Source organism: Vibrio mytili, from assembly GCF_049563345.1.
Classification (GTDB): Bacteria; Pseudomonadota; Gammaproteobacteria; order Enterobacterales; family Vibrionaceae; genus Vibrio; species Vibrio mytili.
Window position 1 is genome coordinate 554,118 of sequence record NZ_CP110482.1, and the last position, 13,716, is coordinate 567,833.

General features: G+C 46.5%; 11 protein-coding genes. 10 read left to right on the forward strand and 1 reads right to left on the reverse strand.

The features are described 5' to 3' along the window. Nucleotides 1-29: 29 nt before the first annotated feature. From ONE56_RS16090 to ONE56_RS16115, 6 genes are all read left to right on the forward strand, one after another. Nucleotides 30-317 (forward strand): HypC/HybG/HupF family hydrogenase formation chaperone, encoded by a 288-nt coding sequence (locus ONE56_RS16090; protein ID WP_415679286.1) that lies wholly within the window; start codon nucleotides 30-32, stop codon nucleotides 315-317. Next, the gene (gene hypD / locus ONE56_RS16095) at nucleotides 314-1,465 is read left to right on the forward strand and encodes a hydrogenase formation protein HypD (protein ID WP_041154586.1); all 1,152 of its coding nucleotides are present in this window, start codon (nucleotides 314-316) and stop codon (nucleotides 1,463-1,465) included. The genes ONE56_RS16090 and hypD overlap by 4 nt, the downstream gene beginning before the upstream one ends. A 1-nt stretch (nucleotide 1,466) precedes the next feature. Further along, nucleotides 1,467-2,459 (forward strand): hydrogenase expression/formation protein HypE, encoded by a 993-nt coding sequence (hypE, locus tag ONE56_RS16100; protein ID WP_041154587.1) that lies wholly within the window; start codon nucleotides 1,467-1,469, stop codon nucleotides 2,457-2,459. An 8-nt stretch (nucleotides 2,460-2,467) separates the two neighbouring features. After that, on the forward strand, nucleotides 2,468-2,809 hold the full coding sequence (hypA, locus tag ONE56_RS16105; protein WP_041154588.1) for a hydrogenase maturation nickel metallochaperone HypA: 342 nt from the start codon (nucleotides 2,468-2,470) through the stop codon (nucleotides 2,807-2,809). Between the two features lies 1 nt (nucleotide 2,810). Next, entirely contained in the window at nucleotides 2,811-3,947 is a 1,137-nt protein-coding gene (gene hypB, locus ONE56_RS16110) for a hydrogenase nickel incorporation protein HypB (RefSeq protein WP_423841053.1), read from the forward strand. Nucleotides 3,948-4,029: 82 nt separating this feature from the next. Continuing rightward, nucleotides 4,030-5,289: a sulfurtransferase gene (locus tag ONE56_RS16115; RefSeq protein WP_423841054.1), complete on the forward strand. Its 1,260-nt coding sequence runs from the start codon at nucleotides 4,030-4,032 to the stop codon at nucleotides 5,287-5,289. 128 nt (nucleotides 5,290-5,417) lie between these two features. Here ONE56_RS16115 and selD read toward each other — a convergent pair whose 3' ends face one another. After that, on the reverse strand, nucleotides 5,418-6,458 hold the full coding sequence (gene selD, locus ONE56_RS16120; RefSeq protein WP_423841144.1) for a selenide, water dikinase SelD: 1,041 nt from the start codon (nucleotides 6,456-6,458) through the stop codon (nucleotides 5,418-5,420). Nucleotides 6,459-6,812: 354 nt separating this feature from the next. Here selD and ONE56_RS16125 point away from each other — a divergent pair, with 354 nt between their 5' ends. The 4 genes from ONE56_RS16125 (at nucleotide 6,813) to ONE56_RS16140 (ending at nucleotide 13,684) form a co-directional block, all read left to right on the forward strand. Further along, a complete protein-coding gene (locus ONE56_RS16125; RefSeq protein ID WP_423841055.1) occupies nucleotides 6,813-10,469 on the forward strand; it encodes an ATP-binding protein in 3,657 nt (1,218 codons plus the stop codon). Next, entirely contained in the window at nucleotides 10,462-11,604 is a 1,143-nt protein-coding gene (locus ONE56_RS16130; protein WP_331438905.1) for an EAL domain-containing response regulator, read from the forward strand. Before ONE56_RS16125 ends, ONE56_RS16130 begins: the two co-directional genes overlap by 8 nt. Before the next feature lie 20 nt (nucleotides 11,605-11,624). After that, on the forward strand, nucleotides 11,625-12,227 hold the full coding sequence (locus ONE56_RS16135) for a response regulator (RefSeq protein ID WP_423841056.1): 603 nt from the start codon (nucleotides 11,625-11,627) through the stop codon (nucleotides 12,225-12,227). 89 nt (nucleotides 12,228-12,316) lie between these two features. Further along, nucleotides 12,317-13,684, forward strand: coding sequence for a GGDEF domain-containing protein (locus ONE56_RS16140; RefSeq protein ID WP_423841057.1), 1,368 nt, complete (start codon nucleotides 12,317-12,319; stop codon nucleotides 13,682-13,684). The last annotated feature ends 32 nt before the right edge of the window (nucleotides 13,685-13,716 follow it).

Here is a 13,716-nt window from a genome sequence, read left to right on the forward strand (position 1 = left end):
AGAATAACGCTACGGCGACGAATGGCGTCGTGGCTTCATTATCAATAAGTGAGAACACCATGTGTTTATGTATTCCTTCCCGCGTGTTGTCTGTCGATGAAGACGGGATGACTGCCAAAGTGGACACCTTGGGTGTATGCAAAGAGATCAGCACACATCTCATCAGTGACCCAGTTGCCGTCGGCGACCATCTGCTTGTTCACGTGGGGTTCGCCATCAGCAAAATTAACCAGCAGGAAGCGGCAACCAACCTAGCGACGTATGAAGCGTTGTTGGCTGAGATGGAACAAGAAGACGTTGCGGTGTTGCTCTCATGAATGCTGCGTCCAATCTGTATCAAACCTATCGTCGTCCGGATGTGGTGGTAGCCTTGGCGGATAAAATTCGCCAACACGCAGAGCAGCTTAACCAGCCGTTATACATCATGGAAGTGTGCGGTGGGCATACTCACACCATCATGAAATATGGCTTGAAACAGTTGTTGCCGGAATCGCTCAGCTTCGTGCATGGCCCGGGGTGTCCGGTGTGTGTGATGCCAAAAGAGCGCATCGACCATGCGATTGCATTGGCACAATTGCCGGATGTAATGCTGGTGTGTTTGGGCGACATGATTCGCGTGCCGGGTTCGCGACAGTCTCTAGCGCAATGCCGAGCCGAAGGTGGACATGTGGTGCCGATTTATGATCCGATGGACGTGTTGAAGATCGCCAGAGAGAACCCAACCAAGCAGGTGGTCTATTTTGCAATTGGATTTGAAACCACCACACCCATGACGGCCGTGTTGGTCGATTTGGCCGAGCGCCAGCAGATCAACAATCTCTACTTTCACATTAATCATGTGTTGGTGCCGCCAGCGATGAATGCGGTGATGGCCGACGAACGCACGCCGGTGAACGCTTTTATTGGCCCGTCACACGTGAGTGCGGTGACCGGGTCACATATTTATCAACCGATTGTCGAACAACACCAAATTCCGGTGGTTGTGGCGGGCTTTGAGCCGGTCGATGTTCTGGAATCGGTATTGATGCTGGTTGAGCAAGCAGTCTCGAATCAGGCGGTGCTGGAAACTCAATATTCTCGCGTCGTGACATCGGAGGGGAACACGGTGGCTCAAGCGTTTGTCGACAAAGTGTTGGCGGTGCGCGACACATTTACGTGGCGCGGGCTGGGCAATATTCCAAGTTCGGCATTGCAACTGCGTGATACGTACGCACATCGCGATGCGGAATTACGTTTTGCGGCGCATCTGCCACACCATCATCAAGACGATCATAAAGCGTGTCGCTGCGGCGACATCTTACGCGGCTTAGCTACACCGCCAGACTGCAAAGTGTTTGGCCGCGCGTGCAAGCCAACGCGCCCAATGGGCAGCTGCATGGTGAGTTCCGAAGGGGCTTGCAATGCGTATTATCGCTACGGCGCCATTGAATCGGTGTCGTTGACCGGGGGGAACGAAAATGAGTGAGATGACTCACGTGCAAATCAGTCATGGTGGCGGCGGTCAAGAGATGGGCCAGTTTATTCGCCAGTTATTTTTCTCGCGCTTTGGCAACGAAATTCTCAAACGCGACGAAGACGCTGCGAGCTTGTCGATCAGCGGCCCGATTGCGATGACCACCGACAGTTTCACCGTTTCACCGCTATTTTTTCCAGGCGGCAATATCGGCTCGCTGGCGATTGCGGGCACCTGTAACGATCTCGCGATGGCTGCGGCGAAACCGACATATCTGAGTTGCGGTTTCATGATTGAAGAGGGGCTGGCGCTGAGTGAGCTGACCGATATTGTCGACACCATGGCCAGGGAGCTCAGTCGCATCGACGCGCAAATTGTGTGTGGCGATACCAAAGTGGTGCCTAAAGGCAGTGTCGATAAAGTTTTTATCAACACCACCGGCATTGGCGCCATCCTGCGTGACGGTGTGTCGGCGCACAACCTGCAACCGGGCGATTGCATTTTAGTGTCACGCGATATTGGTTGTCACGGTGCGTGTGTGCTGGCGCAGCGTGAATCGATGGCGCTAGAGACGCAAATCGAGAGCGATTGTGATCTGTTGTGGCCAGCGGTTAACGCGCTTTTGCACGCCGACATTGAGATTCACGCCATGCGCGATGCCACGCGCGGCGGTTTGTCTGCGGTGCTCAACGAATGGTGTCAAACCAGCCAAGTACAGTTGGTGATTGATGAGCAAAGTGTGCCCGTGACCGACGCTGTGCGCGGGTTGTGTGAACTGTTTGGGTTCGAACCTTACGATTTGGCCAATGAAGGCACTTTTGTGCTGGCCGTGCCCGCCAAAGACTGCGACACCGCACTGGCCGCGCTGCGCCAACATCATACCAACGCCGCGTGTATTGGCACCGTGCAAGCCGGAACGCCAGCGCGTCCCATTTTATGCAACCCTTGGGGAAGTCGTCGTTACCTCGACTTTCCGGCAGGCGAGTTGCTGCCACGAATTTGTTGAGAAGCGCCATGCATGAACTTTCCATTAGCTTGAAAACCATCGATTTGGTTGTCGAGCAAGCTCAAAAGCACCACTACCGCAAGGTCACCAAAATTACGCTCAGCGTTGGGGTGTTGTCGTGCATTGAGCCAGAAGCGTTGCGAACTGGGTTAGAAATGGCCAGCCGCGAAACGATCGCCCAGGACGCCGAAGTGGTGATAGAAACCCTGCCAGCGATTGCCGTGTGCCAAGGGTGTCGTCACCAGTTTGCAATTCAGAATTATCAAGACAGTTGTCCGCAGTGCCACAGTTATCAATTGACTGTGCAGCAAGGCGAGGAACTTCAGGTCAAACACATCGAGGTTGAATAATATGTGTACTGTTTGTGGCTGCGGTGATAGCCAAATTGAGCACGGTCATCAGCATGATCATCCCCATTCTCATGGACATTCACATGAGCACGGGCATTCTCATGACCATGCGCACGATCACGGTGAGTATCACACTCACACCAGCGAACAACCGTTGGTGATTCATCATCATTACTCCCACCAAGGCGATGTTCATCATCACGTTCATTATCATGGTTTTACTCCGGCATCAGCGCCGCAGTACGCCCAGCTTGACCATGCACATCATGAACATAGTCACCATGAACATAGTCACTCTGACCATGCGCACCATGAACACAGTCATGCGGAACAGAGCCACCACGCCCATCATGCTCACTCAGACGATCACGACCACGCAGAGCATCACGCGCAGACGCATACAAATGGTGATATGCATTTTGGTCGCGGCGAAGCGCAGGTGCATGTGGCGGGCGTATCTCAACGTCAATTGCTCACACTGGAACAAGACATTTTGGGCAAAAACAACGAAGTGGCAGAACACAACCGCGCGCATTTCATTGCCGCTGGTCAGTTGGTGCTCAACCTTGTCTCCAGCCCGGGTTCAGGCAAAACCACCTTGTTGGTTGAAACCTTAAATCGTCTGAAAGATCGCTTGCCATGTGCGGTGATTGAAGGGGATCAACAAACCAGCAACGACGCCGACCGTATTCGCGCTACGCGAGTGCCAGCCTTGCAAGTCAACACTGGTAAAGGCTGCCATTTGGATGCCGATATGATTCACCACGCGTATCACCAATTAGCGTTTGATGAGGCCGGTGTGCTTTTCATCGAAAACGTGGGCAACTTGGTGTGTCCTGCCAGCTTTGATCTCGGAGAGCGTTGCAAAGTCGCGATTTTATCGGTCACCGAAGGGGAGGACAAACCTCTGAAATACCCCAACATGTTTGCTGAATCTGAACTGATGATCATCAACAAAACGGATTTACTGCCGTACGTGAATTTCGACGTGGTGAACTGCATTCACAATGCCAAGAAAGTGAACCCAGCGATTCAGGTGATTCAGTTATCAGCGACCACTGGTGAAGGATTCGACGCTTGGCTCAATTGGCTGACCGAGCAGCGCGCGGTGGTGAACTGTTCTATTTCGGGCCTATAACGTCATCGCCATGTAGTTCTGGATGATGGGCGACTCCGCCCATCATGTGTATTTGAAGCAACGTTCGTTAAAAGGTTCGATCATGCGCTTAAGTCAAATGTCTCTTCTTCTCTGCGGCTTCAGCCTTAGCTCTATCGCTGCCGCGGCTACCTTCTCCGATGTCTTGGAGAGCCAACAAGCGCAACAGGATAAGGTGCAAATTGTCGATTGTCGCGACAGTAACTTCTACAACGGCTGGCCAGAAATGGGCCAAACGGCTGGCGGTCATATTCCGGGAGCGGTGAACTTTGATTCGCGCTGGGTCGAAATGATGTCAACCGATGAACTAAAACAGATCATCGAGAATAAGTCGCTGGTTAAAGAGCATCCTACTTTTCTTTATTGCGCCGTTGACAGTGCGGCTCAATTGAAAAAAACATTGTTGAATCATGGTTTTCAATCCGTCGAGATCATTGAACAGCCGCTGGAACAATACCAAGGCGAGTTGGTAGCATTGCCCCGTTACCAAAACTTGGTGCCAGCTTGGTGGTTGGATGACGTGCTCAAAGGTGAGACCGTACAACATGCCCCAAGTAAAGATTACAAAGTGCTGGAAGTGGCATGGGGTCCGGCAACCAAGTACCTGTGGGCACACATTCCGGGCGCTCAGTATGTCAATACCAACGACATCGAATCGAAACCTTGGTGGAACCGCGTGTCTGACCAACAGCTGGAAATTCTGGTTAACAATCTCGGTATCAAATACGACACCACTGTTATTTTGTACGGCCGTGATAACACGGCGGCAGCGCGACTGGCCAACATTCTGATGTATGTGGGTGTGCAAGATGTGCGTCTGCTCAACGGCGGCTGGCAATCTTGGGAAGATGGTGGTTACAAAACAGCAATGACGTCACCAGACGTCTCGGCGACCACATCTTTTGGTAAGACCATTCCAGCCAATAAAAATTACATTATTGACCTGCCAGAAGCGAAAGCATTGCTGACATTACCACAAGACAAGCAATCGCTGGTGAGTATTCGTTCCTTGGCCGAATTTAACGGGGAAACTAGCGGCTACGATTACATTCAGTCCAAAGGTCATATTCCGGGCGCAAAATGGGGTCACGCGGGCAGCGATGCGTACCATCTGGAAGATTTTCGTAACCCAGACCAAACCATGCGCAGCGCGAATGAAATCACTCAGTTCTGGCATGAATCCAACATCGAGCCACAGCAACAAGTATCGTTTTTCTGCGGTACCGGTTGGCGTGCTTCTGAAGCCTTTTTTGATGCTTACGTGATGGGCTGGGAAAATATCAGCGTTTATGACGGCGGTTGGTATCAATGGGCAGGGAAATAAACTCTAACTTTCGCGGTGAATTACATCTATCGTTGCAGCATGAGCGGTAGACATGAAAGAGAATAAAGAGGCGACGTGATGGACTTAAATTTCAGCACGTTGCCTCTTTGTTTATTTGGGCGAGGGAGTTAGAGGAAGTGAATGCGGCACACCTCACCGTTGTGTGCTGAGAATTGACCAACTTTAAACAGAGGCAGGTTACTCTCGGCCAGCAGTGTTTCCAAGTGTTCAACGTGTTGTGGATCAACTGCAATCATCAGGCCACCACTGGTTTGTGGGTCGCATACAATGGCTTTTTGTTGTGCGGTCATTTTTGGCAAGCTGTCACCGTAACTGGCGAAGTTGCGGTGGGTGCCACCCGGTACGCAACCTTGTTGTAGATACGTATCCACTTTGGGAAGCAATGGCAATTCTTCTGTATGAATGGTAGCGTTTAGGTTAGCGCCCCGACACATTTCAAGCAGGTGGCCGGCGAGACCAAACCCTGTCACGTCAGTCATGGCATGCACACCGTCAAGGCGCGCGATTTGTTCACCAATCTTGTTTAGTTGGCACATGGCGTTTACCGCGATGTCGGTGTCGCCTTCGGCAATTTTTTTCTGTTTCTGCGCGGTGGTTAGAATGCCAATCCCTAGCGGTTTGGTGAGGTAAATGACGTCGCCTTCACGCGCGTGATCGTTACGCTTAATGTGGTCTAGCGCCACTTGACCGGTCACCGCCAAGCCAAAAATGGGTTCAGGTGAGTCGATGCTATGACCGCCCGCCAAACAGATGCCGGCATCCGCACATGCTTTACGGCCCCCATCAACCACTTGTTGCGCTACGTCTGCCGACAATTTGTTGATTGGCCAACCAAGAATCGCAATTGCCATAATGGGAGTGCCGCCCATGGCGTAAATGTCACTAATGGCGTTCGTCGCAGCAATACGGCCGAAGGTAAATGGGTCGTCCACGATAGGCATAAAGAAGTCCGTGGTGCTGATAATACCCACTTTGTCATCGAGTTTATAGACTGCCGCGTCGTCGCAGCTTTGGTTGCCAACTAACAGGTTAGGGTCAACAAAATTGGGTTGTTGAGAGGCAAGAATGGTGGCAAGCACTTCGGGGGATATTTTGCAGCCGCATCCCGCGCCATGACTGTATTCAGTCAAGCGAATCGAATCTTCAATCATAATCAATGCTCATGTTCTGATGCTAAAAAATATTTGAATATTTAAAATAATATATGAATGATGACTCGACTCGCTGATCTACATCATGAATCAGTGATGGCAAGAAGACGAATGTTAAAATGGTCGCTAAAAATCCGCGTTTTGATATTGGGTTACATTACTAAAGCAATGGATAACGAGATATACGTCGAATGTTGGGTGTAGTCGTAGGTTTAAAGTAGCGTCAGAACTTTCTTACTTAATTTCGCAAAGTCATTTAAAATCAATTGTTTATTTTATTTATTTGAAGCTGCGTTATTTGACTTTATAGTTTCACAGATTACCCTGATTCCCCAGTCAGAGGAATCGGTTATGTTCGGTACGTTAAAAAAAATCTCCTTATTGAGCGCCGCGTTGATTTGTGTTGCGGTTTCATTCGGCGCATCTGCGAACCAAGATGACAAACAAACTATTGTTGTTGGTGTGATCACTCAACGCGAATCAGCCGATTCCATTTTAGACAGTATTGGCCCTTTTTATGGTATTAACCTTGATTACCTTGCAAATATCACCAAGGTATTAAACCTTAAGCTCGAACTACGTGCTTACAAACACATCGTCCCTCTACTTAATGATGCAGAAAATGGTGTGATCGATGGCGCAGTGGGCTTTAGTAAAACGCCCGAAAGAGAAAAAAACTTCTTGTTTTCTAAGCCCTTCTTCTCGAGCACCATTGCCGTGTGGTATCGCGATGAAAACTCCAAAAATCGAGAAATTCAGAATCTGAAATGGGTCTGTGTCGAGGGGAGTGTTTATTGTGATGGAATTAAAGCTCTGGGTGCATCCGATGTTCACTATGTAAAAACTCGCGTTGAAGCGTTCGATGAAGTACGTAGCGGACGTGCTCATGCTTTAGTTTCTACCTATGTTGCGATCAGTCAGTACTTAGATAAGAATAATGTCATTAACGGTGTGGTGGATATTCCTAACTGGTTGCATCAAGAGGAGGTGAGCTTTATTGCTTCGTTAAAGCAAAATGAACTCATCGACCAAATCAATCGAATCTTAGAGTGGGAGCAATCAGGTCGCAACATCCGTTCAGTGGCCTCGCAAAACCGTTACCATATTACAGACAAAATGTTGATTGATTATCGTAAAACATATGGTAGCGATCACGTCATCACATATAGCAGCAGTGAGCAGGCGTTTCCATTCTTATCCAGTAACCCAGAGTCAGGTGACGTTGACGGTTTTTTGCCTGACTTTATTGAGCTTATTCAAGCTCGAACAGGTTTATCATTTCAGTTTAATAAACCTAAATCCAGCCTAAACAGTGGGTTAACAGAGTTCAATGCAGACTTGGTTCCAGTTGCTTATGTTGACCAAGTTCCTGTGTCTGACTGGTTACTGACTCAACCATTTATGCAGGATAAGTTTGTTGCAGTCCAAGCTAAGAGTCAGGTTGAAACCTTTGAAAAACCGAATGCTGGCATTCTCCTTAGTTTTAATAAACAAGGTGTGGTCCCTCTCGATACTTGGCAGGAAAAACGTTTTAAACGCTACAGTGATCTCAAAGCGTTGCTGTCGGATTTGAAGCAGGGTGCCCTTGACGTGGCATACGTACCCGACGATATCGTTCACAGCATGATTGTGCAGGACAACGTAGACGGATTGACGATCAGTGAAAACAATACGCTTTCGTTTTCTATTGCTTTTGCGGTTGCCAATCATGATGCCCAACTAAAAAATGTGCTTGACAGCGTAATAGCAACGATCGATTCAAATGAAATAGAAAAATTGCTGCGCTCATATAGAAATTTCAATCTGGTTTACGGCTACAACGACAAGCAGATCACAATAATGGCTTTTGTTGGCGCCGCTGTTTTTGCTGTGTTCTTGATTATTGCCTATTTCATATTGGCTCATTTACGCCTTAAGGTGAATTTGGCTGAGTTGAACGCAAATAATGAAGAGAAAGAAAAGCAGTGGTTGATGGATATTATCCAAGAGATCAATAGCCTTGTTTTCATTCATAGCGAAGATAACCACCTTGAAATGAGTAACTGTGCCCGTTATCAAAGTGGTCAATGTAAGCAGTGTTTTCTTCAAAGTGTTAACACAGCACGCCCATTAGTTGATAACGAAGGTGAACTCGCCTGTGTGATTCGCGGCCAGAGAATTTCAGAAGAAACGGCAGCTTCAGGTTGTGTGATGGGGATAAGTTACATTCATCGTGAGCGTAAAACGATTGCAGCTCCAAATGGTAAAAAGAAGTTTGTACTAACGGTAGTCCACGATATTACGCAGCAAAAAGCGCGAGAACAGGCTCTGATGGATGCCCAAAAAGAAGCCCAATCAGCGGTTCGTGCTCGTGAAAACTTTCTAGCGACCATGAGTCACGAGTTAAGAACCCCAATATCAGCCACGCATGGCATACTCGATCTCTTAGAGCACCAAGTACTAGAACCTTCGAGCCGAGAGCTGCTTGCTCAGGCCATGCGTGCACTTCGCCACTTAAATACGTTGGTCGATGAGGTATTGGACTACTCGAAGTTAGAAGCGGGTCAGTTAAATATTGTTCCGGTAAAAACGGATCTACTGCCTGTGCTATGCGATGTATTAAAAGGTTTTGAACCAAAAGCGCGTGATAAAGGATTAGATTTCAAAGTTACGATCAAACCGATAAGCGAATCCGTCTTTGAAGTCGACTCCTTGAGACTGGTTCAGATCATGACGAACTTGCTGTCCAATGCGGTGAAGTTTACTAGTGAGGGTGAAATTGCGACTAGTATCGTTGTACAGAATGAACAACTCACCTTGAAAGTCGCCGATACCGGAATTGGGATGTCAGAAAATCAAGTCAAAGGCGTCTTGAGCCCATTCGTCCAAGCTGACGACACCATTACTCGCAAATTCGGTGGCACAGGGTTAGGGCTTAGTATCGTTGACCGGTTGGTGGATTGTATGGGGGGCAACCTGATGATTGACTCACAATATGGGCTTGGAACCACGATCACCGTTCGACTACCAGTGACAGCTTGTGAAGCACACGCCAAACGTCATTTTAATTGGACTTACAGTGAATCACTGCCATTAAGTATTCGCCAATGGTGCGAAGTGTGGGGAATGGCACCAGCGAGTGTTGACCCAGATTTAGTCGCAGAATTTGACCACAATGAACATTTTATTGGCGTTATGTTTAACGCTGGTGACAGGACAACAACGTCGTTATCTAAGCAGGAGCTGCAATATCCGTGTGCATTGTTCCGTCTGTTCAGTCAAGAGCAATACGTACAACACGGTGACGATTTGCAAGAACTTCAAATAGAAGCGATTCACTGGGCGTCTGGAACGGTATTAGTGGCGGAAGATAACCCAATCAACCAAAGCGTTGTGCATATGCAATTGCAGAAGCTTGGCATACAGCCTGTTATCGTAAATAACGGACGAGAGGCGTGGGAATACATCAATAAAGCAAAAGATGTAGAACTAATTTTGACCGATTTTCATATGCCAGAAATGGATGGTTTTGAGTTGGTTCAAAAAGTGAAAAGCAGTCCACAGTTCCAGTCGATTCCTATTGTTGGTGTTACCGCCGAAGACTCTCGCCTTGCCAATAACAAGGCGAAGGACATTGGTATCGATGATGTGCTGTATAAGCCGTACGATTTAAACGATTTGAGGACCATATTACTCCCTTTTATTGCTAAAGAGCACGTGTCGCATACATCAAAGTGGATAGAAAAATACAACGAAATAGAAGCAATGGAAATTGCAAAAATTTTTAATACCTCAATGGAAATTGATATTAACAACTTAAAAAACCTACCAACAGAGAATGAATTAAAACGAGTTATACACGGCATCAAAGGTGCGGTAGGCGCAGTAGGACTAGATTCATTAGCGGACTTATGTATAAAGGCCGAACAAGCCGCTGGGATGGAATTTGAGAAACGTATCGGGGAATTAATATTACGTATCGAACGGGAGGTCGAGAGCATTAATAAGTGGATATGTATACATGAATAAAACACTCAATGTGATGGTGATTGATGATCACCCTCTTCAAACGACTTTATTGAGCCATGCGCTACGTAAACACGGTGCCAGTGTTATGCGCTTCAATAGTGTTGACCATGCAATTACTTGCGCCAAAGCCGGTGATATCGATGTGATATTTTGCGACATCATGATGCCCGGCAAAGACGGTATTGACATGATGGAATTGCTTCATCAGATCGAATACAAGGGCAAAGTGGTGCTCGTCAGTGCAATGGAGCTCACGATTATTTCTGCATTGCAGGCGATGTGTGCTGAATTTAGTTTTGATGTGATAGGAAAACTGCAAAAGCCTTTCAAAAGCGCAGATATTGCTGAAATTATTCGCCAAATGAAGCAAGAAACAGAAGGAATAGCGTCATCTTCACCTGCTGTTGATATTCAAGACCAAGACTTTTTATTTGCCTTGGGGAAAGACCAAGTAAAAAATTACTATCAACCCCTTGTTAATATGAAAACCGGAGAAACCGAAGGTTATGAAGCTCTTGCAAGGTGGATCCACCCTGATTTTGGAGTATTGACCCCTTATTACTTTTTATCCACGGTTGAACGCTGTCAACTGTCTTCAGAATTATTTGAAGCGGTTTTTAGTGGTGTCATTTCGGATATGCAAAGCCACAGCTCGATCAGTCGAGTGTCTATCAATGTCGATCATAACAACTTAGCGGACCGACATTTTGCTACCCGGTTTCTGCAACGTTGTCGTGACTTTGGCACCGACCCGTCGAGACTCACGATAGAGATAACCGAGCGAGACGCGTTCCAAGCTAATGCGGTTATCTATAAAAATTTGTTAAAGCTCAGGCTGAATAGAGTCACAGTATCTATTGACGACTTCGGAACGGGATTTTCAAGTTTTGAAAAGTTAGCCCAGCTACCCTTTAATGAACTCAAGATCGATCGTTCACTCGTAACTGGCGTGAGCAGTGATCTGAAAAAACAAAATATTGTCATTGCAATTTGTGCACTAGCCAAGAGCTTAGGCATTAAGGTTGTCGCCGAAGGTATCGAGGATGAAATAACGTTAAGAACCCTGCGCGGTTTCGGCATCGACCTTTGCCAAGGTTTTTATTTTGATAAGCCCATGCCATTAGAAGCAATATAAATTGAAATAAGAAGAATACAATGAACTGTTTAATTTTTGATGACCACCCACTTGTTTGTATCGCAATTAAATCACTATTGGAGGGGCTTGACATCACTAAAGAAGTGATTAGCGCTACTTCTGCAAAATCAGCACTGCAGTCGATAAAAGAGCATGATATCGACTTAATTATTTTGGACGTTAACTTAGCGGATTGCGATGGATTTGATTTCTATAAACGAATTAAATCACATGGCTACGACGGTAAGATTATATTCTTTTCTGCTGAGTCTAGCCAAATGTACAGTCAAATGGCGTTTCGCTCTGGTGCGGATGGATACGTGTGTAAATCAGAGGATCACGCCATTCTTAAAGATGCTATTGAAGCAGTCAGTAAAGGGTATACCTTTTTCAAATTTAAACAAGTCACCAGCGAAGTTCGGGATGTCCCGATGCTCTCTAGCCGAGAAACCGCTGTCATGAAGTTTTTAATGCAGGGCAAGTCCAACCGTGATATTGCAGAAATTTTGTCCATTAGTGATAAGACGGTGAGTACCTATAAACGTCGCGTACTAGACAAATACAATGTAAAAAACATCGTTGAGTTAACTAAGGTTGCGGGCGAGGTTAGCGAAGCGGTGTGAGGTTAGCTGCGAAACAAAAGCACGTGAGGAGATGGATTTAACCATGTGTCGTGATGTGAATGGGCGAAAAGTGTAAAGGGGTGGCAGGTGTGAACACCAAGGTTAAAAATATTTCTCTATCGTTGTTTATCGCGACGTTGTTATTCGTTACATCAGTGACGGCTATAGGTGCCGTATTGATTTCGTATGAAGTGAAACAGTTTCATACCTATGTGGAATATCTGTCGCGAGTGAAGCAAAAGGTTATACTGTTAGGCTTGTTGGCAGAGTCTGAGCTCAGACAGAACGGTGACTTGAGCGCAAAAGAGGTGGAATCTAATACCGAATACTCTTTTCAAGATGCAGTGTATTCGTTGAAGCCAAATGATTCTCTGAATTATGTGGAAGCGGTCGCTCGTAAAGTATTTCACCAAGCGGAACAGTATTTGTCCAGCGTCTATCAGCAGGGCTCTTCGGTGCTCTATTTTCGCTCTTATAGTGGCAACAAGTTAATACTGGAATATCCTATTGACGGACTGAAAAACGATAAAGATGCGTTTGATTTGGCATTATGTGCAGAAGAGATGACATGTCTTGTCGCAGCGTGGAAAGGTCAGCTAGTGGATCGCGTCCTCATTTCTTTGCCTTTTAAAAGCAAATCATCCAATGAAATGGCACTTAGCATCATGAGCCCTGTGTACTATAAAGGAGAGTTAGTGGGGGAGTTTGGATCTCAAATTTACCTAGAACAATTGTACGGTGAGGGGAAATCTATCACCACGACAACGACGAACGGCAGTAAACAGATCATTATTTATTTCTCGGACTATCCTTGGGAGAAGTTTGCTTATACTCAGTCGTTTATGGCAGACAATACCAATTTGATCGTGTATCAATATCCGTTTAGCAAAGTGATTATTGATTATAGCTTTCTTTACGTCATCTATTTTATTGTTGCGTTAGCTTATTTTGTCAAAGTTCAGGAGTCGAAACAAAGCCGCCTAAAGCTTGCCACGGCGCTGACTGATGTTACGAAAGATGAGTTAACTGGGTTGTTTAACCGACGAGTCTATAAAGACAAGACTTTTCAAAGTCGCTTGGTCACAGAGAGCTATTCTGTTTTGGCTATAGATGGTGATCGAATTAAACGAATCAACGATCGTTACGGTCATCATGTTGGTGACGAAGTTATTTCTATCATTGCAAATACAATGAAAAAAGTATTTCGCAACAGCGATTATCTTATTCGAACTGGTGGAGATGAGTTTGTGGCTATTCTACCTGGATGCAGTCGCAGTCAGGCTTCTATACTTGCGACTAAGTTACAAGCAGCAGTGAAAGAAAATCGATTAAAAACGCTAGATATTGAAATCAGTATCAGCGTTGGTTTGGCTTCTGGTGAGACTAATGAAAATGTTGAAGATGTCATCGTGCGAGCAGATGAAGCGTTATATAAAATGAAACAGCAACGCGTATGACGGAGGTAACCATATGATTAACTTGACTAAAT